A 26223-nucleotide genomic window follows, 5' to 3' on the forward strand; every position below is an offset into this window, starting at 1 on the left:
TGTAGCGATGCCCGGAACTTTTTTCGGCGTGGAAATCGCCCGCAGGGGTATCAACGTACACCGCGTGGCTATGGACGTCACCGGCCATAATATGGCCAATGCCAATACACCTGGTTATTCACGCCAGGCGGCCGTCATTCAGGCTTCGGATCCATGGACCATACCCAACCTGGCGACAAGTTTGCAGCCGGGGCAATTGGGTACCGGCGCTCAGGTTGAGCAAGTCAGACGCATCAGAGACTACTATCTTGATGTGCAATATCGCCAGGCCGGCAGCTACGAAGGTTACTGGGAACAAAAACTGGATTTCGCCCAGCGGATAGAAACTGTTTTCCCTGAACCGGATGGCCAGGGCATTCAGGCCGGGTTACTCGATTTTTTTAATGACTGGCAGGATTTAAACAATGACCCGCAAAACTCCGGTGTCAAAGCGGCCGTAAAGGAGTCGGGCGATGAACTGGCGGCTACTATTCGACAAACATACAGTCAGCTTGTTGGTATCGGCGAAAGTATTACGGGTGCAATAAGCGATCAGGTCGATCATGCAAACAAGCTGCTGACCGAAATAGCCGATGTTTCCAATGCGATTATTTTCACCATCAAAAATGGCGCGCAGCCCAACGACCTGCTGGACCAGCGCGATCAATTGCTGGATCAGCTGGCCGCGCTCGGCCCTATTAACGTAGATGTGCAGGACAGCGGCATGATTACTGTGAATTTCATCAATAGTACCACTACAGTTTTACAAGACGACGGCGCCGGTAAAGTGACTGCTTCTCAACTGGCCCTGATCACGGGTGCAGGCGCCGGAGGCGATGAGAACCATTTATCTGTTGACGGTGTGGACGTGATCAATCTGACCGGCCTGGCGGATTACTACACCGGCGCCCCGGAAGGAGCAGGTATGGGCGCTATCCTGGGCAATGAGTCGGCGCGACTGGAGAATAAAGACTTGCTGGAGCAGTTGGATAACCTCGCAGTGGCTGTCATTGATAACATCAACGATAAGTCGGGCTTGACTTTCTTCACCGGCACGGGAGCTGCCGATATTGCCCTGGACGGCGGCGTGGAAAACAATTGCGACATTATCATCGGTGAAAACGCGCTGGAGGTAGCGCGACTGCAGAGCACCCCTGTAACGATTGGCGACTCGACGGCGACGCTGGAAGAGTACTACCAGGGCATGGTGGCCCAGGTGGGGGCGAGCGTGGATAAAGCCGACAGAATGCTCGATAACCAGCAGGCCATTTCCCAGCAAATCGACTCACTTAGACAATCGGTTTCAGGTGTGTCCCTGGACGAGGAATTAACCATGGTGATCCAGATCAATTACGGCTATCAGGCCAGCGCCCGCATGCTCAGCATGCAGGACGAGATGCTGGATTATCTTATCAACAGGATAATATAGGGGGATTTTCAATGCGACGCGTGTCTAATATGATGATAACCAATAACTCGATTCGATATATTCAAAATAACCTCCAGCGGTCGGCCCGGCTGCAGGAGCAGATCGCGGCCGAAAAAACCATCCTTCGCCCCAGCGACAATCCCGGGCAAGTCAGCCACGTGATGGCCGTAAATTCCACCATTTCAAGAAATGAGCAGTATTCCCGCAATATCGACGACGGGCTGGCCTACCTGAACCAGGCCGACGCGGCGCTCGGCACCATCGGAGAGACCCTGAGCGACGCCAAAACGCTGGCGTCGCAGGGCGCCAACAGTCACCTGGGCAACGACGACAGGAAGGCGATAGCCGAGCAAATCGACAAGCAGATCGACGCCCTGGTGGACCTCGGCAACAGTTCCCTGGGGGGAAAATATCTGTTTGCCGGGAAAAAGAACAGCCAGCCCCCGTTTTACCGGGATCCCGCTACCGGCGAGGTGTACTACCGGGGGGACACCCAGCGGGTGAAAAGAGAGATCGTTTCCGGCTCCAACTATGAGGTGGACGCCGCCGGGGTTACGGATTTTGGTTCAGCCAATGCCGGCGTGTTCGGCACCCTGGCCGACCCGACCGATCCGGCCAACCAAATCGACGATCCCCTGAATCCGGGCCAGAAGATGACCAAAGTGACCGGCGGCCCGCTGGAGGTTTTGAAAAACCTCAGAGAAAGGCTGCAAAACGACGATATGACCGGTATCAACGAGTCTCTGGGGGAACTGGACGAGGCCATTGACGTCGAACTGGTGCAGCGGGTCGCCGTGGGCGCAAGGACCAAACACCTGCAAGCAGTGCAGAGTCAGTTAGACGATCAGAATGCAAAGCTGCAAGAGGTACTCTCGAATATACAGGATGCGGATTTTACCAAATTAACCGTCGAAGCGGCCCAGAATGACCTGGTGTACCAGGCATCGCTGCTGGTATCTACGAAGCTCTTGCAGACCAGCCTTTTGAATTATTTAGATTAAATAAAAAAGAGTGATCCAGTATGAAAATAGGGGCCGGGGGATTGCAGGCAATGGCTGCCCAGGAGGTGTCCCGGGCGTTGAACGCCGGCGGCCCAAAACCAACTGTTGAAGAAGCCTTGCTGCAGGGTGAGGACCTGGCCATGCGCCGCATGCGGTATGAATTAAACCAGGCGGTGGAGCGGATGCGCCGGGCGGCGGAATTCTATAACCAGCCCCTGGACTTTAAGGTGCAAAAGGATAAACCGAAGATCAAAGCGCGCGACCGGCGCAGCGGGGCCGGCAGGGAATTTACCCTGGAAGAGGCCGAAGCCTGGCTGGCGGAGTTATATGAAAACAAAGGCAGAAATTTAAACGGATATGCATAAATAAGTGACCGCAGGGTCACTTTTTGCTCAAGGAGGGTGGAGCGTGGCAGACGCTGATCGGGTTAATAACCGGCAATATGAAAATTTACTATTTCCCTGGGGATTACCAGGGCTGGAGGATTATCACGAATTTACCTTGAACTCGTTGGGCCAGGATTCTCCCTTTGGTTTCTTGCAAGCTGCCGGACAGCAGGAGATTGGATTATTGCTGGTCAATCCTTATGTTTTTTTTGAGCATTATGAGTTTGAGCTTAGCGAAGAAATAGCCGGCCAACTTAAGATAGATGACGAGAACCAGGTAGCGGTTTTATGTACCGTAAACACCAGCCAGGGTTATGGTGCGGCTACGGTAAATCTGCTGGCGCCGATAATCATAAACAGAGAAAAATTGCTGGCCAAACAGGTGGTCTTAAATGATCAGAAGTATTCCCTCCGCACCCCTTTAAACTGCGGGGCTAAAAAGGAGGAGCGCAAAGATGCTGGTGCTGGCGCGTAAAAAAGGGCAGTCAATCATGATTGGCCGGGATATTAAAATGGTTGTGGTGGAAGTTACCGGGGAAACAGTACGGCTGGGCATTGAAGCCCCCCCGGATATGGAGATTTTTCGTGAAGAATTATATAGGGATTTGCAAATAGAAAATAAAAAGGCCATTACCAGTACTGAAGAAGTAATACGTTTTCTGAAGAATAACAGTAAAGAATAAAAGAAATCCACCTAGATTACTAAACCTCCGGCGTTTACCGCCGATATATATACTAGAACAAAACCGGGGCGGCCGACCCGGTTTGCTCAAACCGCATGGATGCGGTGTAAAAAGAAAAATTCATGGAGGAATGAAAATGATTATCAATCACAACATTGCGGCGCTGAATACCTATCGTCAGTTGAATGCCGGTAATGCTGCAGCTTCAAAATCAATGGAAAAACTATCATCAGGTATGCGTATCAACCGCGCCGGTGATGATGCGGCAGGTCTGGCCATCTCAGAAAAAATGCGCGCCCAGGTGCGTGGTTTAGACCAAGCTACCCGCAACGCCCAAGATGGTATTTCCTTAATCCAGACTGCAGAAGGCGCGTTGAACGAAACCCACTCCATTCTGCAACGTATGCGTGAACTGGCTGACCAAAGTGCTAACGACACTCTGACCGCTACTGACCGTGCCGAAATCCAAAAAGAAGTTAACCAGTTAACTGAAGAACTTGGTCGTATCGGTAATACTACCGAATTTAACACCAAAAGCCTGTTAGATGGTAGCTTTAGTGGTAAATTCCACATTGGAGCTAATGAAGGCCAGTCAATTTCTTTCGCAATTGGTGATATGAGAGGATTTAGTTTGGGAGTTGCTGGTGATGTGGAATTTACTGAAACAGTTACACCGTCAGGTACTACTGATTTTGTAGACGGGGTATACACCATTGTTGGAACTGATTTAATGGATGCTGATGGAAATGTGGTTGCTACGACTGCTGATGGCTTAACTTACACTTCTTCGGCTAACAGCGAAACAATCGTGTTTACACAAGAGGTAGATTCAGGAAAAATCGTAATTAAAGATGGGGAAGCTACTGGTACGTCTAAATTCGTTAATGGTGGATTAGAAGCAGGTTCTTATACCATTAAATTTTCTGCTTTAGCATCTACTCTTGTAGACTCCAACGGCAAAACTGTTGCCACTTCCACTGATGACACAACATTCACAAATGTAGATGGAGATACTGTATTAACATTAGATGCAGCCGCCACTGGTGACATGAATATCACCGTCGGCGGTATCAACGTATCCGACCAGGCATCGGCCGACGCAGCTATCACCACTATCCAAAGTGCTATCGAAAGCGTATCTGCCGAACGTTCTAAACTCGGTGCTTACCAAAACCGTTTAGAACACACCATTAACAACCTGGGTACTGCTTCCGAAAACTTAACTGCTTCTGAATCACGTATCCGTGATGTAGACATGGCCAAAGAAATGATGGAGTTCACCAAGAACAACATCCTCTCCCAGGCTGCTCAGGCAATGTTAGCTCAGGCCAACCAGCAACCCGAGGGTGTACTCCAGCTCCTGCGGTAATTGCTATCAAACAACCAAAAAGGGGTCTCAGGCTCGTCCTGGGGCCTTTTTTACACTGTTAACCATGCGTCCAACCAGGGGGATGGTTCTCGTAGTTTGGTGAAAAGGAATTAACAGGCCAACCATCTTTACATGATGAGGAAAATTAAAAGACGCACTTGAAAGAGCACGCTCCGTCATGCGGGGCGCTTAGGCCGGGGGCTGCTCTCTAAGCAAAGTTTAGGAGGATTTTCCCGTTGGAGATCAGCACGCTCATCAGGGCTTTCCTGCTGGAATACCTGGCCGCGGCGCAGGGTAAAACGGCCCGGGTCCATAAAACAGAAGGCGAAAATCAGTTCGTTTCGCTTCTCAGTCTCGCTCTCGCCGGGATCGGCCTGCGGACGCCGCCGCAATCCGGCGGCGCGACGGGTCTTCAGCACGGGGCCTCCGGGTTCCCGTCCGGCGGACAGGCCGCCGCGGCGCCGCTAACCGGCCGCGCAGGCGGCGGGGCGCGTGGCGGCGCCGGACTGGAAGCTTTGATTGAGGAAGCGGCCGGAAGGTACGGCGTCGACCCGGCCCTGGTTAAATCGGTTGTCCAGGCAGAATCCAATTTCAACCCAAATGCCAAGTCACCAGCAGGAGCAATGGGTTTAATGCAACTCATGCCCGAAACGGCATATTCTTTGGGAGTCAGGAACCCCTATGACCCAGCCCAGAACATAGACGGCGGCGTGCGGTACCTAAGACAGATGCTGGACCGCTACGGCGGCAACGCCGCCCTGGCCCTGGCCGCGTACAACGCCGGTCCCGGCGCCGTTGATCAGGCGGGCGGCATACCGGGCTACCGGGAAACCAGAGATTACGTCCAAAAGGTATTGGGCAACAGATTAAACTATACTGTTTAACGGCAGGGGTGACAGGAGCACGGCAGGCTGTGTGATAAAACACTTTGGTATAGAGAGAAAGGGAAACACTGGTAAATTGTTTCGATAGGATTATTGAAGGCTAGTTCGGTTTAGGCCGGGGCTAACCTTCTTACTATTTCTTCAACTCCCAGGATGCTGATTACCCCAACCGGCATGCGTACAACATAAGCCATAGGGGCCGGAGCGGCCCCAAACAGGTATTGAAGTTACGGATGTTAGTATAACGCTCACTACCACCGGTGGGAAAAAGATTTTGTTGGAACAGTGGAGATAAGCAGCCTAAAAGAATACACATTATTTTGACATGATTATTAAAGAATAGATAAATTTAACCGATAAATAAAATAGGAATATTACAATAGGGACCCATGCCGCTAATGCGATTCCGTATTAAAACTAAGTGATGCGGCTTTGGGTTGGCCTGGAAAGGCGGGAAAGTCGATGAGTTCGATTAATAGAATTTTTGGCTTGTCCGGGTCCGGCCTGGACGTCGACCAGATTGTTGCGGATTTGATGAAAGTCCAGCGTATGAAGCAGGACAAAATCAAGCAAAACAAACAAATTGCAGAGTGGCAGAAAAGCGATTACCGCGATCTGAATAATTCCCTGCGCACCCTGCGGGACAGCGTTTTTCAGATGAAGCTGCAGGGTACTTACCTGGCCAAGAAAGCGACCTCTTCAAACGAAGGGATTGTCAAGGTCACGGTAGCCAACTCTGCCGTGGCCGGGTCGAATACCATAAGAGTGACCCAGCTGGCTTCCAACGCCAGGTTGGACAGCGCTTCCACTGTGGCTTTTGATTCTAGCAAGACGACATTGGCGGATCAGTTGGGCCTGGCTGCCGGCACGGTTACTTTTACAGTAAACGGCAGCGAAAGTATTACCATCGACACCAGTCAAGACAATATCGATACGCTGGTCAGCAAAATAAACGGGGCCAAAACCGCCGACGGGAGCAGCGCCGGAGTCGGCGCCGTTTTTGACAAGACCCTGCAGCGCATGTTTATTTCTTCCACGGCCACCGGCTCGGCTGCGCAGGTGAAGTTCGAAAATATTACGGATCCTTGCGGATTGTTTGCCTCATTGAACCTTGGAACCCCCACCGGAACTCCGCCAACACTGGAATCAAACGGCGCCAACGCCATAATTGTTTATAACGGCATGACCCTGGAAGAAGCCAGCAATCGGTTTACCATTGCCGGGGTGACATATACCCTTACCGGCACGTCGGACACTGAAACGGTAAACATCACCCTCTCCAATGACACCGATGGGATCTATGAAAACATTAAGTCATTTGTAGACCTTTATAATACCACCATCGATAAACTGAACACCAAACTATTCGAAGAAAGAGACACCGATTACCTGCCCTTAACCGATGACGAGCGGGAAGAACTCAGTGAGAAGCAGCAGGAAAAATGGGAAGAGATAGCCAAAACCGGTCTGCTGCGTAACGATAGCATTTTAAGCGGAGTTGTCCGTAGCATGCGGTATAGCTTATCTTCCGTTGTTAGCGGAGTGAATGTGGATTATAACTGCCTGGCGGATATAGGGATCACCACGGAACTTTACTATGAAAAAGGCAAGTTGAAAATAAACGATGAGGAACTCAAAAAAGCCATAGATACCAATCCCCAGGCAGTCATGGATCTGTTTACCAGGACTTCCGACGTCATCGGCGAGAAAGGCCTGGCGGTAAGGCTATATGATAATCTGACGGGCGGAATCGAACAGATTATCGATAAGGCAGGCGCCGAGGACTCTTACAGCCTGGTGGACAATAGTGTTTTGGGAAAGAAAATTACCAGTTACAGCAAGCTGATTGCAGAGTGGGACGACAGGCTGGAGAATATAGAGGCCCGCTATTATAAGCAGTACGCCGCCCTGGAGACTGCTTTGAGCCAGTTGAGCCAGCAGAGCGCCTCGTTGTCGTCGCTGCTTGGCGCCGACTAATATTGCTTGGGAGGTAGGGCGCAATGGCCGATAGTGCGAATCCATGTCAGCAGTACCAGCAAAATGCAGTGAAGAGCGCGGGCAGGGGAGAGTTGACCCTGATGCTGTATAATGGCGCTATAAAATTTATCAAGCTGGGAATGAAACTGGCCGGGGAAGAAAACATCCAGGGGGCGCATAACGCAATTGTCCGGGCGCAGGAAATCATTACCCATCTCAATGACACGTTGAATATGGATTATGAATTATCGGCGGGCCTGGCCTCGCTGTATGATTACATAAACAGGCGCTTAGTGGAAGGCAATATGAAAAAAGATCAGGATATTTTAGGCGAGGCGCTGGGCCTGGTGGAAGATTTGCGGAATACGTGGGCAGGGGCGCTGAAACTGTCTAAGCCCAATATGGCCAGCGGGCAATGAGCGATGGAACAAGGTGTGCGTGACTGGCTGAGGGAGACCGTTGAGCTTACGGCCAGGAAAAAAGACCTGTTAAAAGAAATTTTGCAATTGACCGCCGCGCAAGCGGGGTTATTGGAGCCAGGTCAAGTTCAGGAGCTTTTGACGCTTGTCAAGCAGAGGCAAAAGTACGTCGACGATATTACTGTAATTGAAGCTGAGTTATTGCAGACGGAAGCAAAAATCCTGGATGCATGCGGCATAACGTTCTGGCCGGCAGGAAAAACCGTTTACAACTCGGATTGGCAGAAAATCGACGCCCTGCGGCGGGACATCCAGGCGCTGTTACGGGAAACGCAAATCTTGGATAAAAGCAATAGACAAGCTATTTCCACAAAGTGTGAGGAATTAAAAATAAGTATAAAATCCTTACGCGACAGGAAAGTATCCTTAAAAGCTTATCACGTGACGGCCTTACAGCCTGACGGATATTTTATAGATCAAAAAAAATAGTTCCGGGGTGAATTACAATGAAAGTTCAGAGTATTGACTCCACTTCCCTTCCCCTGCAGCCGGATCTGAAAACAAAAACTTTTCCGGAAAGGCAGGAAACAAATCCGACGAATGTTAAGTCGCAGTTTCAAAGCCAGGACGAGTCTGAAAAAACTTCTTCCCCTGAGGTATTGGAAGAAGCAGTTGATAAAGCAAACCGGACTCTGGAAACATACGGTACCGAACTGCGTTTCAGTATCCATGAAGCCAGTGGGGAAATAATGGTAAGAGTCATCAATACCAAGGATGATTCGATTATCAGGGAAATTCCGCCCGAGCGGGTCCTCGATTTTGTGGCGAACGTGAAGAAGATGCTGGGGATTATTATCGATAAATTGATTTAACGCTGTGCCTGGTGAACTTCACTGGCACCGCAGCGCTCATATAAAGCAAGTTTCCTTTGGTCTCCGGAAGTGGTCGTTTATTGACGCTTGCTTGGTACGGCGGGAAATCTCCGGACATGTTGGTTTCCTTGAGCTTTTCAAGGAAACTTTGTCTTTAGTGGGATATAAGAATGTGATTGGCAAATGCGGAGGGAAAGGCCGGCAGGCGGTCCATTGATCTTAGGGTAATCCATCGCTGCTGAAGAGGTGCCATAAATATGTTTGACGACGATCTGAACGAAAAGTTAGAAATGGTAAATTGTTTTGTAACTGAAAGCCGGGAGCTTTTGGATGACGTTGAACCACAAATCATAGCTTTGGAGAGGGACGCGGTCTCTTTCGGAAAAATTGACGAGGAAATACTCAACGCGATATTTCGTCTGTTCCATTCATTAAAAGGATCGGCTTCTTTTTTAGATCTTCAAACAGTGATCAGGGTAACACATGAAGCAGAAACTTTACTGGATATTTTTCGCAATGGACAAGCTGTTTTGGAGCCCGGGCATATTGACCTGCTCATCCGTACCAGTGACTTTATCAGAAATATTTTGGATATAGTAGAGCGGCAGCGAAGCGATGAAGGCTTCGAGGCCGACGCGGAAGTGATTATAGATGATTTTAAAAAAGCGATTCAAGCTATTGACGGAGGACAGCCGACTTTAAACGTCGCCATAGATGCAGATACATCTCCTGACCCCGCAGAAGGCGCCGGAGAAGCCGGTGAAAACATCCCCCATGATAGTTTGGAAGGAATGGACCTGTCTATTGTCCCGGAAATGACCGGGCGTTTTGTTGAAGAAAGTATAGAACTTTTGGATGACGCAGAGAGAGCTTTACTGGTACTTGAGAAGACACCGGATAATTTGGAAAGCGCCGGTCAAGCTTTCCGCGATCTGCATAGTTTTAAAGGCAATGCAGGCTTTTTGGCGTACGCGGAACTGGAGGAGGTAAGCCATCATGCTGAGACGCTCCTTGACAGGATCAGAGAAGGCGCCATAGTTTGTGACGCGGTGGCGGTATCTTTCCTGCTGATTGCCATAGATGTTCTGCGGGACGGAGTCCGCCAGATCGAAAACAATATTACCCCTGAATTATCTGGAAAACAAGAGATATGCATGTATTTAAAAAATATGGCCGGGGACGCCGGCGAAGATGCAAGTGAAGATGGGCAGGAATCCGAACCGGTCTGTCTCGAAAAACCGGGGGACTTTGAAAACTGGCAAATAGAAGAAAATATAAAGGAGCATTCAGTAGAGGAAAAGCAGCAGCAGGATACTCCTGCACATGGAGAAGCTGCGAAAGCTGGAGAGAGACAAGAGCCGGGCGTTGCAAAAGAAAAAAGGCTCGCTCAGCAGCAGGTAATCCGTGTAGATCTTGAAAAACTTGATAAACTTCTGGACCTTGTTGGCGAACTGGTTATTTCTGAAGCAATGGTGGCCAATAACCAGGACTTGAAAGGGCTTCAACTGGATCGATTTGAAAAGGCCGTATTACATCTTGATAAAATAACCAGGGATATCCAGGAAGTAGCGATGTCCATGCGGATGATTCCCCTTAGTGGAACCTTCAGCAAGATGGTGCGTCTGGTACGCGACCTGTCCCAAAAAGTAAACAAGAAAGTCAGTTTGGAAATCATCGGAGAAGAGACCGAGGTAGACAAGACTATTATTGAACAGATCTCCGATCCCCTGGTGCATCTTATCCGAAATGCGGTGGACCATGGTATCGAAGAGCCGGAAGAACGAATCGCAGCGGGAAAACCGGAGTCGGGCCAATTGACCATTGAAGCGAAGCACTCAGCCGGAGAGGTGTGGATCACCATAGAAGACGACGGCAGAGGGCTGGACCGGGAAAGAATATTGCAAAAGGCTATAGAACGAGGTCTGGTCATTGACGAAGATCGTGATATGAAAGACGAGGACGTGTGGCGGCTGATATTTGAACCCGGGTTTTCCACAGCTGATAAAGTCTCGAGCATATCCGGCAGGGGTGTCGGTATGGATGTTGTAAAACGCAATATCGAAAAACTGCGAGGCAGGGTGGATATCCGCAGTATGAAAGGCGCCGGAACCGTATTTGCCGTCCGCATTCCCCTGACCCTGGCCATAATTGAGGGAATGGTGGTAAAAGTTGGCCACAACCGGTACACCATCCCGATCAATTCGATTAAGGAATCACTGCAGCCTACCGGCGACCAGATTACCTGTATGCCGGACAATCAGGAAGTGGTAAGTATTCGCGGAGAACTTTTGCCTGTAATCCGCCTGCATGAACTATATGGTGTAGCGTCGGACTGCCGGAGCCTTGACAGTGGAATTTTGGTCGTTGTGGAAAATAGTGAAAAAAAATGCTGCCTGTTCGTGGACGAAGTGCTGGGTCAGCAGCAAATAGTGATTAAGGGGCTGTCCAGTTACCTGGGGCACGTCAAAAGCGTGTCGGGGTGCGCCATCCTTGGTGATGGCGATATAAGTATGATCCTTGACGTAGACGATTTGATTAACTCTGCAGAAGGCGCCAATAACTAAAATGTTATTTTGTGGAGGTGAAATCTGAGTTTATAAGAAAGATGGGACGATGAGCCCCAAGTGACATCCGACGCGCAATTGTTGCGGAAAGTCGAGGTCCTTAACTCAGTGGCCCTCAGGTGCGCGTAAAAAGTAAAGCCAATTTGCTTTTTCAGCAAGAAAGAACGGGGGATCGCTTAATGAAACTGGGAATTAAGGTAATGTTGACATTCTGTGCAATTACTGTTCTAAACGTGGTAATCAGCCTGGCAGGTTATTGGTGGCTATCCGGGATAAATTTAGCGATGGCGCTTATCGCTGGTAGCGCATTAGTACTTGCAATGGGGTATTTCTTACATTGCAGCATTTCCGTCAGCATAAGTGATCTGGCGGCAGAGTGCAGCCGGGTGACGAAAGCGGCGCAGGAAGGAAAGCTGGATATCAGGGGGGATGCAAAAAAAGTCAAATCAGATTTTCAGGAAGTTATCCATGGATTTAATAAAACCCTGGACGCAGTGAGCGGCCCGCTGAATTTGGCAACTGATTATTTGGAGCATATCGCCAAGGGTGAAACAGCGCTGCCGAAGATTACCGAAAGCTATAACGGTGACTACAATAGGATTAAAGACAGCTTGAACGCCTGCATCCAGGAGATAGCTACCCTTGTGGGTGAAGTCGGCGTGGGTATTAACGCCGCCCGCGAAGGCAAACTGGGTATAAGGGCAAATCCCGACAAGACAACCGGTGTTTATCGCAAGATCCTCCGGGGTATAAACGATACCCTGGATGCGGTAATCGGCCCGCTGAATGTGGCAGCCGAGTATATAGACCGGATCAGCAAGGGCGACATCCCCCCGAAGATCACCGACATTTACAACGGTGACTTCAACGAGATTAAGGACAACCTGAATGCGTGTATTGACGCCGTAAACGGCCTGCTTCATGAGGCAGACAGCCTGATCAATGCCGTCGGAGACGGCAGGCTGGACGCCCGTGGCAACGCGGCAGCCTATACCGGCGACTGGGGGAAACTGTTGGGTGGTATGAACGGCCTGATTGAAGCGGTAGCCAATCCTGTTAATGAAATGCTGACAGTTTTCGGCAAAATGGCAGTAAATGATTTCAGCCAGAAAATGGTCAAGGATTATACCGGCGCATGGAACAACCTCAAGGAAGCCGCAAACCTGGTCCATGCACTGTTAGCTCGCATTCAGGAAATTTTAGATAATATCAGCAAGGGCGATCTTAGTGACTTGCACGAATTGAAGAAAGTTGGAAAGAGAAGCGCCAACGACGAATTGATTCCTGCCATTGTCGGGATGATGGAGGCAATCCAAAATCTGGTGGATGACGCCAATATGCTGGCAGTGGCGGCAGTGGAAGGCAGGCTCGACACCAGGGCCGATGTGACGAAGCACAATGGCGATTTCCGCAAGGTTGTTGAGGGGGTTAACAAGACCCTGGACGCGGTAATCGGGCCTTTAAACGTGGCGGCTGAATATGTGGATCTGATCAGCAAAGGCAACATTCCGCCGAAGATAACGGATACCTACCAGGGTGACTTCAACGAGGTCAAGAACAACCTGAATGGCTGCATAGATGTCGTGAACGGCCTGCTTAAAGAGGTGGAACACCTTATCCAGGCCGTCCAAGACGGCAAACTGGATACCCGCGGCCAGGCAGCGGCTTTTGCCGGCGATTGGGGTGAACTGGTGGGAGGCATGAACGGCATGATGGAGGCCGTATGCAACCCGGTGAATGAACTTATTGCTGTTCTGAAACGGATGGCGGTTAACGATTTAACCAAAAGGATGGATCAAGAATATTCCGGCGCCTGGGACGACCTTAAGAAAGCCACCAATGATGTTAATGCGCGGATGACAAGAATTCGTGAAACTGTAATTAATATCAGCAACGGTAGCCTTATTGACCTGGAAGTTTATAAGAAAATCGGGCGCAGAAGCGAAAACGACGGATTAGTTCCCGGTTTTATCAAGATGATAGAAGCCATCCAAAAGCTGGCCGGTGACGCCAACATGCTGGCCGGGGCGGCAGTGGAAGGCAAGCTGGACACCCGGGCCGACGCGGTCAGGCACGACGGCGAGTACCGCAAGATCATCGACGGAGTCAACAGGATGATGGACGCCGTAATCAACCCGATTCATGAAGCAGCCGGTTGCCTGAAGGAGATGGCCGACGGCAACCTGGACGTGCGAGTCGCCGGTAATTATAAGGGTGACCATGCCATCATTAAAAATGCTCTCAATACTACACTTGAAGCGCTTAATAAAATCATCAAAGAAGAGGCGGTCAGATGCTTGCAGGAAATAGCTGAAGGCAATCTGGACGTTGCTATCACCGGTGACTATAAGGGTGACTACGCTTGTATTAAAGATGCTCTTAACAAAACTGTTAACGACCTTAATGAGAGTTTGGGACAGATTTCCATAGCTATCGAACAGGTAAACACTGGCGCCTGGCAGGTGTCTGAATCCAGCCAAGCCCTGTCGCAGGGAGCGGCAGAGTCGGCCGGCGCCCTGGAAGAGCTCACTTCCTCCATGCAGGAAATGAACTCCCAGACCAAACAAAATGCTGAAAACGCCATGCAGGCCAACCAGCTTGCCACCCAGGCCAGAGGCACCGCGGAGAAAGGCAATGAGCAGATGGCGCAGATGGTCAAGGCCATGAGCGACATTAATGAATCCGCCGCTAATATATCTAAAATAATCAAGGCAATCGACGAGATCGCTTTTCAAACCAACATACTGGCCTTAAATGCTGCGGTTGAGGCAGCCCGTGCCGGCAAGCACGGTAAGGGCTTTACCGTCGTAGCGGAGGAAGTGAGAAATCTTGCCCAGCGTAGCGCCAAGGCGGCCAAGGAAACTGCCGAGATGATCGAGGGCTCGATCAAGAAGACCGAAGTAGGCGCCAGGATCGCCGAGGAGACCTCCAGGGCACTGGAGGAAATCGTACTGGGCACCACCAAGGTAACTGACCTGATCAGCGAAATAGCCTCTGCCTCGAAAGAGCAGGCTTTGGGTATCGGGCAAATAAACGAGGGTTTAAATCAGGTTGACCAGGTCACGCAGCAGAACTCGGCCGGCTCGGAAGAACTGGCCGCCGCTAGCGAAGAGATGTCCAGCCAGGCCGCGATAGTAAAACAAATGCTGGATAAGTTTAAGCTTAAAAAACAAGCTTCTCCGGGTGTGCCGGCAGGTAGGGCCCCTCAAATGCCGTACGCGGCACACTCGCGTCCTTCTCAGAAACAAACCTGGAGCAGCAAGAATAAACCGGTTAGGACAGGCGCCCTGGAGGTTGCCGCCACAAAAGATGACGGGGTAAAGCCGCAACACATTATTCCTTTGGACGATGCGGAATTCGGCAATTTTTAGACAACCATTTAAACGTTGCCATACCGGTTGGGGCAAGCTGGCCGTGCGCCATCTTGCCCCAACCAATGATAGGAATCACTAAAAAATATTTCTATCGAGTTTATTAAGGAGGTGAAATCTGTGAGTTTAAATGAAAGATGGGACGATGATCCCCTGGAAGAAGATGATGAGGACACTCAGGAGGACAAGTTTCTGACTTTTTTTCTAAACAGGGAAGAATTCGGCATCGAAATCCGCTACGTAATGGAAATAATCGGAATACAGAATATTACTGAAGTTCCGGATGTGCCCCGCTATATCAAGGGAGTAATCAACTTGCGCGGCAAGGTCATCCCGGTCATGGACGTACGGTTGCGTTTCGAGATGGAGGAACGCGCCTATGACGATCGTACCTGTATTGTGGTCATCTGTATCGACGAGCAATCGGTGGGGCTGATTGTCGACCGTGTGTCCGAAGTCCTGGATATCCCCAAGGGTGATATTGAGCCTCCGCCAAAGGGGAAAAGAGGCGAAAACAGCCGTTTTATCCAGGGGATGGGCAAAGCCGGCGAACATGTAATAATTTTATTAAACGCCAACCAATTGCTTTTTGATTTTACTCAGGGAGATGATCACTAGTGTCACTTGCTTTGAAGAAAAATTGAGGTCAGGTGACACAGAAAAATGGCTTTTACGTATTTTTTTCGGGATATGCACACGCTTGAACTGATTATTAAGCATGTGGTCCCATATATTGCCGGACGCAGCAAGGTCCGCGTGTGGGACGCCGGCTGCGCCATGGGTCCCGAACCCTATTCCCTGGCGATGATGTTTGCCGAAAATTTAGGACACTTTGCCTTCCGCAATTTTCATATTGACGCCACAGATTTGGATGCCAGCAACCAGTTTGGCAAGAGCATATTCGAAGGAGTATATAAGGAAGACGCTCTCAGGCGGATCCCGCGGGATTATTTTAAAAAGTATTTCCAGCCGGACGGGATGAGCGGCTGTTTCAAGATCAACGAGCTGATTAGAAGCAAGGTTTTTTACCAAAGGCACGATTTGCTCTCCTTGCAGCCGGTTGGGTACGGTTTCAGTCTGGTTTTGTGCAAGAATGTACTGTTGCATTTCCAGTCCTCCGAGCGGATTGAAGTGATCAAGATGTTCCATGGCGCCCTGGCGCCGGGCGGCTACTTTGCCATGGAGCAGACGCAGAAAATGCCGCAGGAAATTGAACACTTGTTTGAGCAGGTGGCGCCCGACGCGCAGTTGTTCCGGAAAGTTGAGACCGTTTAATGAGGTAGGCTCTTGATGGGGCATTAATAGTGAGGCAATTAGTTTAATCAAGAAAGAAAAGGGGGTCTGCTTTATGAAAATGGAAAACAAAGTAATGTTGACGTTCTTTACAACTGCTGTTTTAGCAGTCTTAATCAGCCTGGCAGGTTACTTCGGCCTATCCGGTATACATTTAGCGGCGGCGCTAATCCTTGGCAGTGTGTTGGTGCTTGCAATGGGGTTTTTCTTGCACCGCAATATTTCTGCCAACGTAAGTGGCCTGGTGGCAGAGCACAGCCTTTTGACGCAAGCAGTGCAGGAAGGAAGACTTAGTGTGCGGGGGGATGCAAGTAAAGTCAATCCGGAGTTTCAGGAAATAATCCAGGGATTTAATAAATCCCTGGACGCGATGAACGGGCCGCTAAATGTGGCAGCCGAGTATATGGATAAGATTGGTAAGGGTGAAACAAGGCTGCCGATAATCACTGAAACCTTCAATGGTGACTTCAATAAGATTAAGGACAGCCTGAATGCCTGCATCCATGAGATAGGCATCCTGGTCGATGAAGTAGGCGTGGCTATAAACGCCGCCCGTGAGGGGAAATTAGACCAGAGATCAAATGCTGAAAGGACCGTAGGCGTCTATCGCAAGATCTTACGCGGTGTTAATGATACCGTGGACGCTTTGGTCGGGCCCTTGAACATGGCGGCTGAGTATGTGGACCGGATCAGCAAGGGCGACATGCCGCCGGTAATTACCGATGACTACAAGGGCGACTATAATGAGATTAAAAACAATTTGAATGGCTGCATTGGTTCCGTTAACGGCCTGCTCGAAGAAGTAAACAGTCTAATCCGGGCTGTCCGGGACGGCGAGCTGGATACCCGCGGCAACGCGGCAGTCTTTGCCGGGGCCTGGGGTGAGCTGGTGGTCGGGATGAACGGTTTACTGGAAGCCGTGGCTGAACCGGTTGATGAACTCAAGTCGGTTCTCGGCCGGGTGGCGGTAAATGACCTGACTCAAAAGATGGACAAAGAATACAACGGGGTTTGGTATGACCTCAAGAACGCCACCAACGAGGTTATTAAATGCATAGAGCACATCCAGGCTACGTTGCTTAATGTCAGCGTCGGTGACTTAAGTGAGCTGGAAGAAGCAAAGAAGGCCGGGAGAAGAAGCGAAAACGACCGTTTGGTGCCGTCCATTATTAAGATGATGGATGCGATAAAAAATCTGGCGGATGACGCCGCAATGCTGACCGGGGCGGCAATGGCAGGCAAGCTGGATATCCGGGCTGATGCTGCCAGGCATGACGGCGAGTACCGCAAAATCATTGAAGAATTCAATAATACCCTGGACGCGGTGATCGGGCCTCTGAACGTGGCGGCAGAGTATGTGGACCGGATCAGCAAGGGCGACATGCCGCCGAAGATCACTGACAGCTACAATGGTGACTTTAATGAGATCAAGAATAACCTGAACACCTGTATAGATAGTATCAACAGTATTATTGAAGAAATGGGCAATTTATACACGGCTCATAATGCAGGCAATATTGACTTTTATATTCCGGAAGAGAGCTTTGCAGGCGCCTACCGTGAAATGGCTGCAGGTGTTAACAAGACAGTTAAAATACATGTGAGAAATATTCTTCATATTATCAAAATCATCAAGGCTTATGCCGAAGGGGATTTCTCCCCGGTCCTGCAAAAATTAGCGGGCAAGATGGCGGGAACCAACGAAATAGTGGACCTCGTGAAGAACAACCTGCAAAGCCTGATTACAGAAGTCAAAAACCTGGTCCAGGCCGTTAGAGACGGCAGACTGGAGACCCGCAGCAACGCGGCCGCCTTTGCCGGTGATTGGGGCCAGCTGGTGGGCGATATGAACAGCTTGATGGAAGCTGTTGCTGAACCGGTTGACGAACTGATGGCGGTGCTTGGTCGGATGGCGGTAAATGATTTCACCCTGAACATGGAAAAAGAGTACAGCGGGGTTTGGAATGAACTGAAAGCTTATGCCAACAGAGTTACCGTAGCGATTAGGGATCTCCAGAATACAACGAAAAAAATCAGCAACGGTGACTTAAGCGACCTGGATATGCTTAAAGGAATTGGGCAAAGAAGTGACAATGATGAGTTGGTGCCCGCCTATATTCAGATGATAGAAGCCATCAAAGAACTGGTGGTTGACGCTAACATGGTGGCTGAGGCGGTGGCGGCCGGCAATTTGGCCGTACGCGCCGATGATGCCAAGCATGGCGGTGACTTCCGCATGGTTGTCGAGGGCCTCAATCGTACCATGGATGCGGTCTCCGAACCGGTAAATGAGATGTTGGCGGTGGTTGACCGGGTAGCCTTGAATGACGTGACCCTTAAGATGGAAAAAGAGTATCGCGGCGCCTGGAACGACCTGAAGAACGGTGTTAACAGCTTCATAAGAATTATAACACACATCCAAAATACGGTGATTAAAATCAGCCGCGGTGACTTAAGCGAGCTGGAAAACGATAAAAAGGTTGGGCGGAGATGCGAAAATGACGAGCTGATGCCGGCCATGATTAAAATGATGGAGTCTATCCGGGGGCTGGCCGACGATGCTGTGATGCTGACCGGGGCGGCAATGGCCGGCAAGTTGGATGTCCGGGCCGACGTTACCAAACACAACGGTGAGTACCGCAGGATCATTGAAGAGTTCAACGGCACTCTCGACGCGTTGATCGGGCCGTTGAACGTGGCAGCCGAGTATATAGACCGGATCAGCAAGGGTGAGATGCCGCCGCAGATCACCGACAATTACAGCGGTGACTTTAATGAGATCAAGAACAACCTGAACACCTGTATCGACAGCATCAGCAGTGTTGTGACCGAGATGAACAACTTATACGAGGCGCAGAGCGCAGGCGACGCCGACTATTATATCCAGGAGGAGCACTTTAGCGGCTTTTACCAGCAAATGGTCACCGGCGTCAACCAGTCGGTTAAAATTCACGTCAGGAATACCCTTAAAATCCTTAAAGTAGTTTCAGCTTATGCTGAGGGCGACTTTTCAAAAATACTGGAAAAGCTGCCGGGCAAGCAAGTGATTGCCAACGAAAAGATGGATCTGATCAGGAACAACCTCCTGAGCCTGATCAATGAGATCAACACCCTGGTCCACGACGCCAGGCTGGGTAAGCTTGACACCCGCGGCAACGAGGCGGCCTTTGCCGGCCACTGGGGCAAGCTGGTCGCTGAGATGAACGGCCTGATGGAGGCTGTCGCCGGACCGGTCGGCGAATTGCAGGCGGTGTTGGACCGGCTGGCGGTTAACGACCTGACCCGGAAGATGGTGAACGAGTACAGCGGCGTATGGGATGAACTGAAAGGCGATATCAACAGCGCGATTGACCAGGTAGCGAATATAGAGCGTGTATTGGTAAATATCGGAAATGGAAATCTGGATGACCTGGATGGGCTCAAGAAAATCGGGCAAAGAAGCGACAATGATAAATTAGTGCCCGCCGGTATTCATATGATCGAGGCCATCCGGCACTTGCTCAACGATGCGGAGGAACTGGCCCAGGCGGCCATAGACGGCAAGCTTGACACCAGGGCAGACGCCTCCAGGCACGAAGGTGAGTACCGCAAGATCATCGACGGTTTCAACAAGACCCTTGACGCTGTGCTCAACCCGATTAACGAAGCGGTGGAATGCTTGAAAGAAATGGCCGGGGGCAATCTGGACGTCGCAGTCACCGGTAATTATAAAGGTGATCATGCTATCATTAAAGACGCTCTAAACAAGACCCTTGAAGCTATAAACGAAACCATGGGGCAGGTTACCATCGCGATGGAACAGGTAAATACCGGCGCCTGGCAGGTTTCCGACTCCAGTCAGTCCCTGTCGCAGGGCGCGGCAGAGTCGGCCAGCACCATGGAACAGCTCACTTCCTCCATGAATGAAATGAACTCCCAGACCAAACAAAACGCCGATAACGCCATGCAGGCCAACCAGCTTGCCACCCAGGCCAGAAGTATCGCAGAGAAAGGCAATAATCAGATGATTCAGATGGTCAGGGCCATGAGCGATATTAATGAATCCGCCGCTAATATATCTAAAATAATCAAGGCAATTGATGAGATTGCCTTCCAGACCAATATCCTGGCCTTAAACGCGGCGGTAGAGGCGGCCCGCGCCGGTAAGCACGGCAAAGGCTTTACCGTTGTGGCCGAGGAAGTGAGGAACCTGGCCCAGCGTAGCGCCAAGGCGGCCAAGGAGACCGCGGAGATGATCGAAGGCTCGATCCAAAAGACCGAAATAGGCGCCAAAATTGCCGAGGAAACCTCCAAGGCACTGGAAGAGATCGTGCTGGGCACGGCCAAGGTAACCGACCTGATCGGTGAAATAGCCTCAGCCTCCAAAGAACAGGCTGTAGGTATCGGGCAAATCAACGAGGGCTTGAACCAGGTAGATCAGGTTACGCAGCAAAACTCGGCTGGCTCGGAAGAACTGGCTGCCGCTAGCGAAGAGATGTCCAGTCAGGCTGCGATGGTTAAGCAGATGCTCGATAAGTTTACACTTAGAAAGCAAGGTTTTACGGTCGCTCCGGCAGTTGCAGCCACCACCAAATCGCTTGTTGCGCATCAGCCTCCTGTTCAGGAGCGAAATTGGGGCATTAAGAATAAACCCGTTAAAAAGGGTGTCCTGGAAGTAGCCGCGGCGAAGGATGCCGGGGTAAAGCCGCAAGACATTATTTCTCTGAATGATGCGGAATTTGGCAATTTCTGATAAGAAAAGGGGCCAATAAGATGATACCTGTCTTCGGAGGAGTATCCCAATTAATATAACTTATTTAATTGATTAAACAGTATAATACCGGCGGGAGATTTAGGTGGCTGTTTCAAACTAATTCTCCCGTCGGTGGTATTGGTGGTGAACTCATGCAGCTTACCGACCGGGAGTTTCAACTGATTAGCAGTCTGGTCAATAAAATTTGCGGGATTACGCTTGGAGAAAAAAAACGCAGCCTGGTTGCCGCGCGCCTGCAAAAAGTGTTGCTTTCAGGCGGGTTCGGCAGCTTCCAGGAGTATTATGAATATATTATCCAGGATACCAGCGGAGAGGCGCTGCTCAATCTGGTGGATCAGATTTCTACTAATCATACCTATTTTTTTCGCGAAAAAGAGCATTTTGATTTTTTAATAAATGTTGCGCTGCCTGGAATTAGTGAAGAGCAGCGGAATACTGGCAGGCGGAAGGTTAGAATCTGGTCTGCCGGGTGCTCTTCAGGGGAGGAACCTTACACCCTGGCGATGATTCTTAAGGAATATCTAGGCGGTAATTCATTACATATGGACGCAGGTATTCTGGCAACTGATATTTCGTTCAGTGTCTTAGAAACAGCTATGGCAGGTATATACCCGGCGGATAAGATGTTACAGGTGCCCATATCATACCGGCAGCGTTATTTTAGCCCTTTAAAAGACGGTAACTGGGCGGTTAAGCAATGTTTGAAGGATATGGTTCTTTTCCGCCGTTTAAACCTGATGAGCCGCGAATTCCGGTTCAAAGGACTTTTTCAGGTGATTTTTTGCCGTAATGTAATGATCTACTTTGACAAAGCCACCCGTCGGGAACTCATCGAAAAGTTACACCGGTATACCGAACCGGGCGGGTATTTGTTAATCGGCCATTCCGAGACGCTAGACCGGGAGGCCGGCTTATATAAATATATCAAGCCTTCGGTATATAAAAAAATATAACTTTTCCTTCAAACAAAATTTTAAACAGGTCGATCTTTTTAAAGGTGAACATAATGAAAAAGATTAAAGTGCTTGTTGTCGATGATTCTGCCCTGGTAAGGGAAATTCTGGCCCGGGGATTGGCCATGGACCGGGACATCGAGGTGGTCGGGGTGGCCTCCGACCCATTTATAGCCCGCGATAAGATAGTCCGGTTGAAACCGGATGTGCTTACACTTGACGTAGAAATGCCCAGGATGGACGGAGTGGAATTTTTGCGCCATTTGATGCCCCAGTACCCGTTGCCGGTAATTGTGGTTAGCGCCCTCACCAGAAAAGGCGCCGCCATCACTCTTGCCGCCCTTGAGGCCGGAGCTGTTGATGTGGTTGTCAAGCCGAGCACTGACATAGCCCGCGGTTTAGATGTTATGTTGGGGGAATTGCGTAACAAGGTGAAAATTGCGGCCTTAGCGAATGTAAGCGCCTGGAAGGGCAGCCGTGAATCTATCAAAACAATTAGGGCGGACAGCCGGGCTTTAGCCGAATCTACAGATAAGGTGATAGCCATCGGGGCTTCTACCGGAGGGACGGAAGCAATCCGCAAAATATTGCAAAGTTTTACCGCCGCAATACCCGGCGTGGTGGTGGTACAGCACATGCCTGTTGGATTTACCAAACATTTTGCTGACAGCTTAAATGATCTATGCGCTATGGAAGTGAAAGAAGCTAAAACAGGGGACAGAGTATTGCCCGGGCGGGTACTGATTGCGCCGGGTGACCGTCACATGACCGTGCGCCGTTCCGGCGGTTCCTATCTGGTTGACTGCCGGTCAGGTGATAAGGTTTGCGGGCATTGCCCTTCAGTTGAGGTGCTGTTCCAGTCGGTTGCAGAATTTGTCGGGGCTAACGCCATCGGGATCATGCTTACCGGAATGGGCAGTGACGGCGCCAACGGTATGGTGGCTATGCGCCGGGCCGGGGCCAGGACAATAGCGCAGGATGAAACTACATCTGTGGTATTCGGCATGCCGAAGGTCGCTTATGAACTTGGCGGGGCGGAATGCCTGGCTCCGCTGGATGTAATCCCATTTACGGTCATGAATTTACTGGCGCAATATAAAACGGTTTAATGCGCCTTGGGAGTGACAGGGGGACGGTAGTTGTACAGTTTTTCAAGGAAAGGAAGCAAAAGAACCGTCCCTCTGCTTCCTAAAATATTAGCATGAATCACCTTTTTTTTTGGATAATAATTTTGCCCTTGCAGGGAAAAGTGCTTTGCTGTAGAATATTGTTAAAGTTAGTCAAAATATAATATTTTCCATGATAAAGGCAAACCTCCTGAAAGGGAGGGACGCAAAGCTACGGGCCTAAAACTAAGAATTCACGGGCTACAACGGGCTACAAGCGCAGGATTTTTTGGCAGTTCGTATGCTGCCATACCTGCGAGCTCCGAATGATTGGTCACGGCGGCTGGGTTGCCAGGGTAAGATTGATCCAAGCTCTTTACTTTGGCTTGGTTTTTTTTGTTCAGAATGATCTAGTTATTCAACATTTTACCAGAAAGGGTGACGCCGTTGGAGTTGTTTTCAAATCCTATACTCCTATCACTTCAAAAAGGTCTGGATGCGGGCGCCTTGAGACAGCGGGTAATTGCCAATAATATTGCCAACGTGAATACGCCCAACTACAAAAAATCTACCGTCGCCTTTGAGAGCTTGCTTAAGAAAGCATTGGGACACGGGTCCATTGCCTTGAACAAAACCGATCCCAGGCACTTCGGCGTAACTGCGCTGTTGGATGAACTGCAGCCCGAAGTGAACCTGAATGAAACAACTTCCATGCGAACCGATGGCAACAATGTCGATATCGATGAGGAGATGACCAACCTTGCGGCCAACGGGATTCAATACCAGGCGATAGGTAGAGAATTAAGTGAGCATTTTTCTATTTTAAGTTACGTCATAACCGGCGGGAAGGGGTAGACAAGTGGGTATTTTCAACTCTCTGGCCGTCAGCGCATCAGGGCTTACGGCGGAAAGACTGCGGTTGGACCTGATTGCCAATAATATCGCCAATATGAACACCAAGGGCCGGCCCGACGACCCGGCCAATCCTCCCTACCGCCGTAGAATTCCTGTCTTTGCGCAAATACTGGAGCAGGTTTCTGCCAGCGGTTCATCGCTGTCAAGTGTTAGAGGCACGGGGGTACGGGTAGTCCAGGTTCTGGAAGACGCCCGGCCGCCCAGGCTGGTGTATGAACCGGCCGACCCCATGGCCGATGCGCTTGGTTATGTAGCCTACCCGAATATTAATATCGTCAACGAAATGGTTAATATGATTTCCGCTACCAGGTCTTATGAAGCAAACGTGACAGCTTTAAATGCCGCCAAGGATATAGCCTTGAAAGCCCTGGAGATAGGGCGCGGTTAAAGGGGGGCCATGAGAATGCAGGTATTGCCTGTCGGACAACCATTCTTACCGCCGCAACCGGCGGGAACCGGGGCTAAACAGGAGGCCGGGGGCGCTTCTTTCGCCGGTGTTTTGGACAACGCCCTGAAAAAACTGAATGATACCCAGGTCAAAGCTGATCAGCTGACGAGTGAGTTGCTTACCGGCGAAATTCAAGACATTCACCAGGTAACAATAGCTATGACAGAAGCCAAGTTGGCCATGCAGCTTGCAGTCGAAGTGAGGAATAAGATTATTGAGGCTTATCAGGAAGTGTCCCGCATGCAGGTTTAATATGTCCTTTCACAGTTGAGGTGGTTTAGTTGAGTCCGGGTGACCTCATCGTCAGGTTAAGGGAGAAATGGCAGGCTTTTAACCAAACCCAAAAAGTTATCTCAGTTTTAATTGTCGCAGGAGTTGTAGGATGTCTGTTCTATTTCGGACGGGTAATGATGCAGCCTGCTTTTGCCCCGTTGTTTACCGGGCTTGAACCCAAGGAAGCGGGACTTATCGTGGAAGAGCTCAAAACCATGAAGATTCCCTACCAGATTGCGGATCAGGGTAAAACCATCAATGTCCCGGAGCGTCAGGTATACGAGACGAGGAATCAGTTGGCCAGCAGCGGGGCTTTAAGCGACAGCGGTTTAGGCTTTGAACTTTTTGACCAGAGTAAGTTCGGTCAAACCGACTTTGAACAGCAGGTGGGGTACCAGCGAGCCTTACAGGAAGAGTTGAGGCGAACGGTGGTCCAGCTTGACGGAGTGGAGCAGGCCAGGGTTCACCTGGTGCTTCCTCCAAAAAGCGTTTTTATCAGCGACCAGGGCACACCTTCCGCTTCTGTTGCTTTAAAGCTCAAACCCGGGGCGAGTCTTAGCCCGGAGCAGATCCAGGGTGTTTGTGACCTTTTCGTGGGCAGCGTGGAAGGCCTTAAGCCGGAGAATGTCCATGTCATAGATACCGAGGGAAATGTGTTAAGCGATAATTTTAAATCAAGCGACTCCAAGGCTGTCGCTGCCAGGACTACCCTTGATCAGAAGACGGCTCAACGGGAATATGAAAAAGAGCTCGAAAAAAGGGTTCAGCAGATGCTGTCGCAGATTATTGGCCAGAGTAACGCTGTTGTCATGGTTACAGCCGATCTTGACTTCAGCCAGAGACAGACCACCAGCACCATCGCTTCCAATCCGGATAACGTAAAAATTAGCGAGCAGAACATTAATGAAAGCGGAACAGGCGGCGGAGGCGGGGGCGCTGTGGGAACCGATTCGAATATAACTACAACTCCTTTTGCCCAGGGTACCGGCTCTTCGAGTTATACCAAGGAAGAGAATACGATCAACTACCAGGTAAGCACCTTACAGGAGACTGTGGAAAATGCCCCCGGCAGCGTCCGCCGTTTATCTGCTTCGGTGGTGGTAAATGAAGCCGACGACCCGGTGGATGTTCAAAAGATCAGGGATGTTGTTGGGTCGGCTATCGGTTACGACCAAAACCGTGGGGATCAGATCAATGTTACAAGTATGGCCTTTGACGATTCGTATCAGAAAAAAATTGAGGCTGAAATGGCTCAGTATGATGCCGCAGCGCAAGCAAAGGAAAAAGAACGCCTTTACATATACGGTCTGTCCGGCCTGGCCGTATTGGTCGTGTTAGCCGCAATAATACTGTGGCGGCGCCGCAGCGCTCAGCGGGATCAAGATGAAGAACTTGTGGAAGAGCTTATCCCGGTGAAAGCAATTGAGCTTGATCAGGAAGAAAAGGCCAAAGACGATAAAAAAGAACAGATTAGAGCCTTATCAAAGGAAAAGCCTGATGAAATAGCCGAGATTTTAAAAGTCTGGATCAGGCATTAGGGGGGTAGCT

22 protein-coding genes and 1 riboswitch are annotated in these 26223 nt (G+C 50.1%); all 22 genes read left to right on the top strand.

What is annotated here, in order from left to right; genetic code table 11:
• The first annotated feature begins 7 nt into the window (after nucleotides 1-7).
• The 22 genes from flgK to fliF all read left to right on the top strand — a co-directional run bounded on the left by flgK (nucleotide 8) and on the right by fliF (nucleotide 26213).
• A complete protein-coding gene (gene flgK / locus Psch_RS18140; protein ID WP_190259199.1) occupies nucleotides 8-1408 on the top strand; it encodes a flagellar hook-associated protein FlgK in 1401 nt (466 codons plus the stop codon).
• Nucleotides 1409-1419: 11 nt separating this feature from the next.
• Nucleotides 1420-2409, top strand: coding sequence for a flagellar hook-associated protein FlgL (gene flgL, locus Psch_RS18145; protein WP_190259200.1), 990 nt, complete (start codon nucleotides 1420-1422; stop codon nucleotides 2407-2409).
• 20 nt (nucleotides 2410-2429) lie between these two features.
• Nucleotides 2430-2774 (top strand): hypothetical protein, encoded by a 345-nt coding sequence (locus Psch_RS18150; RefSeq protein ID WP_190259201.1) that lies wholly within the window; start codon nucleotides 2430-2432, stop codon nucleotides 2772-2774.
• A gap of 43 nt (nucleotides 2775-2817) precedes the next feature.
• Nucleotides 2818-3270, top strand: coding sequence for a flagellar assembly protein FliW (locus Psch_RS18155; protein WP_190259202.1), 453 nt, complete (start codon nucleotides 2818-2820; stop codon nucleotides 3268-3270).
• Nucleotides 3251-3478: a carbon storage regulator CsrA gene (gene csrA, locus Psch_RS18160; RefSeq protein ID WP_134218401.1), complete on the top strand. Its 228-nt coding sequence runs from the start codon at nucleotides 3251-3253 to the stop codon at nucleotides 3476-3478. The genes Psch_RS18155 and csrA overlap by 20 nt, the downstream gene beginning before the upstream one ends.
• Before the next feature lie 136 nt (nucleotides 3479-3614).
• Nucleotides 3615-4847 carry a flagellin N-terminal helical domain-containing protein gene (locus Psch_RS18165; RefSeq protein ID WP_190259203.1) on the top strand — a complete coding sequence of 411 codons (1233 nt, stop codon included), beginning with the start codon at nucleotides 3615-3617 and terminating at the stop codon, nucleotides 4845-4847.
• A 236-nt stretch (nucleotides 4848-5083) separates the two neighbouring features.
• Nucleotides 5084-5731, top strand: coding sequence for a lytic transglycosylase domain-containing protein (locus Psch_RS18170; RefSeq protein WP_190259204.1), 648 nt, complete (start codon nucleotides 5084-5086; stop codon nucleotides 5729-5731).
• 462 nt (nucleotides 5732-6193) lie between these two features.
• On the top strand, nucleotides 6194-7708 hold the full coding sequence (fliD, locus tag Psch_RS18175; protein WP_190259205.1) for a flagellar filament capping protein FliD: 1515 nt from the start codon (nucleotides 6194-6196) through the stop codon (nucleotides 7706-7708).
• A gap of 23 nt (nucleotides 7709-7731) precedes the next feature.
• Nucleotides 7732-8127, top strand: coding sequence for a flagellar export chaperone FliS (fliS, locus tag Psch_RS18180; RefSeq protein WP_190259206.1), 396 nt, complete (start codon nucleotides 7732-7734; stop codon nucleotides 8125-8127).
• 3 nt (nucleotides 8128-8130) lie between these two features.
• Complete coding sequence (gene flgN, locus Psch_RS18185) at nucleotides 8131-8616, top strand: flagellar export chaperone FlgN (protein ID WP_190259207.1); 486 nt, start codon at nucleotides 8131-8133, stop codon at nucleotides 8614-8616.
• 17 nt (nucleotides 8617-8633) lie between these two features.
• The gene (locus tag Psch_RS18190) at nucleotides 8634-8999 is read left to right on the top strand and encodes a flagellar protein FlaG (RefSeq protein ID WP_190259208.1); all 366 of its coding nucleotides are present in this window, start codon (nucleotides 8634-8636) and stop codon (nucleotides 8997-8999) included.
• Between the two features lie 257 nt (nucleotides 9000-9256).
• Nucleotides 9257-11563: a chemotaxis protein CheA gene (locus tag Psch_RS18195; protein WP_190259209.1), complete on the top strand. Its 2307-nt coding sequence runs from the start codon at nucleotides 9257-9259 to the stop codon at nucleotides 11561-11563.
• A gap of 179 nt (nucleotides 11564-11742) precedes the next feature.
• Nucleotides 11743-14934 (top strand): methyl-accepting chemotaxis protein, encoded by a 3192-nt coding sequence (locus tag Psch_RS18200; protein WP_190259210.1) that lies wholly within the window; start codon nucleotides 11743-11745, stop codon nucleotides 14932-14934.
• A 120-nt stretch (nucleotides 14935-15054) separates the two neighbouring features.
• Nucleotides 15055-15552 (top strand): chemotaxis protein CheW, encoded by a 498-nt coding sequence (locus Psch_RS18205; RefSeq protein WP_190259211.1) that lies wholly within the window; start codon nucleotides 15055-15057, stop codon nucleotides 15550-15552.
• A 45-nt stretch (nucleotides 15553-15597) separates the two neighbouring features.
• Complete coding sequence (locus tag Psch_RS18210; protein ID WP_190259212.1) at nucleotides 15598-16209, top strand: CheR family methyltransferase; 612 nt, start codon at nucleotides 15598-15600, stop codon at nucleotides 16207-16209.
• Between the two features lie 73 nt (nucleotides 16210-16282).
• On the top strand, nucleotides 16283-20959 hold the full coding sequence (locus Psch_RS18215) for a methyl-accepting chemotaxis protein (protein WP_190259213.1): 4677 nt from the start codon (nucleotides 16283-16285) through the stop codon (nucleotides 20957-20959).
• Between the two features lie 152 nt (nucleotides 20960-21111).
• Nucleotides 21112-21933, top strand: a complete 822-nt coding sequence (locus Psch_RS18220; protein ID WP_190259214.1) for a CheR family methyltransferase — start codon at nucleotides 21112-21114, stop codon at nucleotides 21931-21933.
• 53 nt (nucleotides 21934-21986) lie between these two features.
• Complete coding sequence (locus tag Psch_RS18225) at nucleotides 21987-23042, top strand: protein-glutamate methylesterase/protein-glutamine glutaminase (RefSeq protein ID WP_190259215.1); 1056 nt, start codon at nucleotides 21987-21989, stop codon at nucleotides 23040-23042.
• 188 nt (nucleotides 23043-23230) lie between these two features.
• Nucleotides 23231-23395, top strand: a riboswitch (cyclic di-GMP riboswitch).
• 91 nt (nucleotides 23396-23486) lie between these two features.
• Nucleotides 23487-23894 (top strand): flagellar basal body rod protein FlgB, encoded by a 408-nt coding sequence (gene flgB, locus Psch_RS18230; RefSeq protein ID WP_190259216.1) that lies wholly within the window; start codon nucleotides 23487-23489, stop codon nucleotides 23892-23894.
• A gap of 4 nt (nucleotides 23895-23898) precedes the next feature.
• Nucleotides 23899-24342, top strand: a complete 444-nt coding sequence (flgC, locus tag Psch_RS18235) for a flagellar basal body rod protein FlgC (RefSeq protein WP_190259217.1) — start codon at nucleotides 23899-23901, stop codon at nucleotides 24340-24342.
• 15 nt (nucleotides 24343-24357) lie between these two features.
• The gene (gene fliE / locus Psch_RS18240; protein ID WP_190259218.1) at nucleotides 24358-24654 is read left to right on the top strand and encodes a flagellar hook-basal body complex protein FliE; all 297 of its coding nucleotides are present in this window, start codon (nucleotides 24358-24360) and stop codon (nucleotides 24652-24654) included.
• Between the two features lie 29 nt (nucleotides 24655-24683).
• Entirely contained in the window at nucleotides 24684-26213 is a 1530-nt protein-coding gene (gene fliF / locus Psch_RS18245) for a flagellar basal-body MS-ring/collar protein FliF (RefSeq protein ID WP_190259219.1), read from the top strand.
• Nucleotides 26214-26223 lie beyond the last annotated feature (10 nt).

Origin of the sequence: Pelotomaculum schinkii (assembly GCF_004369205.1) — a bacterium.
In the GTDB taxonomy this organism is placed as follows: Bacteria; Bacillota; Desulfotomaculia; order Desulfotomaculales; family Pelotomaculaceae; genus Pelotomaculum_C; species Pelotomaculum_C schinkii.

Excerpts from the sequence above, each read along its gene's own strand:
- flgK (WP_190259199.1), top strand. The coding sequence starts at position 8 with ATGCCCGGAACTTTTTTCGGCGTGGAAATCGCCCGCAGGGGTATCAAC.
- flgL (WP_190259200.1), top strand. The coding sequence starts at position 1,420 with ATGCGACGCGTGTCTAATATGATGATAACCAATAACTCGATTCGATAT.
- Psch_RS18150 (WP_190259201.1), top strand. The coding sequence starts at position 2,430 with ATGAAAATAGGGGCCGGGGGATTGCAGGCAATGGCTGCCCAGGAGGTG.
- csrA (WP_134218401.1), top strand. The coding sequence starts at position 3,251 with ATGCTGGTGCTGGCGCGTAAAAAAGGGCAGTCAATCATGATTGGCCGG.
- Psch_RS18165 (WP_190259203.1), top strand. The coding sequence starts at position 3,615 with ATGATTATCAATCACAACATTGCGGCGCTGAATACCTATCGTCAGTTG.
- fliD (WP_190259205.1), top strand. The coding sequence starts at position 6,194 with ATGAGTTCGATTAATAGAATTTTTGGCTTGTCCGGGTCCGGCCTGGAC.
- fliS (WP_190259206.1), top strand. The coding sequence starts at position 7,732 with ATGGCCGATAGTGCGAATCCATGTCAGCAGTACCAGCAAAATGCAGTG.
- flgN (WP_190259207.1), top strand. The coding sequence starts at position 8,131 with ATGGAACAAGGTGTGCGTGACTGGCTGAGGGAGACCGTTGAGCTTACG.
- Psch_RS18190 (WP_190259208.1), top strand. The coding sequence starts at position 8,634 with ATGAAAGTTCAGAGTATTGACTCCACTTCCCTTCCCCTGCAGCCGGAT.
- Psch_RS18195 (WP_190259209.1), top strand. The coding sequence starts at position 9,257 with ATGTTTGACGACGATCTGAACGAAAAGTTAGAAATGGTAAATTGTTTT.
- Psch_RS18200 (WP_190259210.1), top strand. The coding sequence starts at position 11,743 with ATGAAACTGGGAATTAAGGTAATGTTGACATTCTGTGCAATTACTGTT.
- Psch_RS18210 (WP_190259212.1), top strand. The coding sequence starts at position 15,598 with ATGGCTTTTACGTATTTTTTTCGGGATATGCACACGCTTGAACTGATT.
- Psch_RS18215 (WP_190259213.1), top strand. The coding sequence starts at position 16,283 with ATGAAAATGGAAAACAAAGTAATGTTGACGTTCTTTACAACTGCTGTT.
- Psch_RS18220 (WP_190259214.1), top strand. The coding sequence starts at position 21,112 with ATGCAGCTTACCGACCGGGAGTTTCAACTGATTAGCAGTCTGGTCAAT.
- Psch_RS18225 (WP_190259215.1), top strand. The coding sequence starts at position 21,987 with ATGAAAAAGATTAAAGTGCTTGTTGTCGATGATTCTGCCCTGGTAAGG.
- fliE (WP_190259218.1), top strand. The coding sequence starts at position 24,358 with ATGCAGGTATTGCCTGTCGGACAACCATTCTTACCGCCGCAACCGGCG.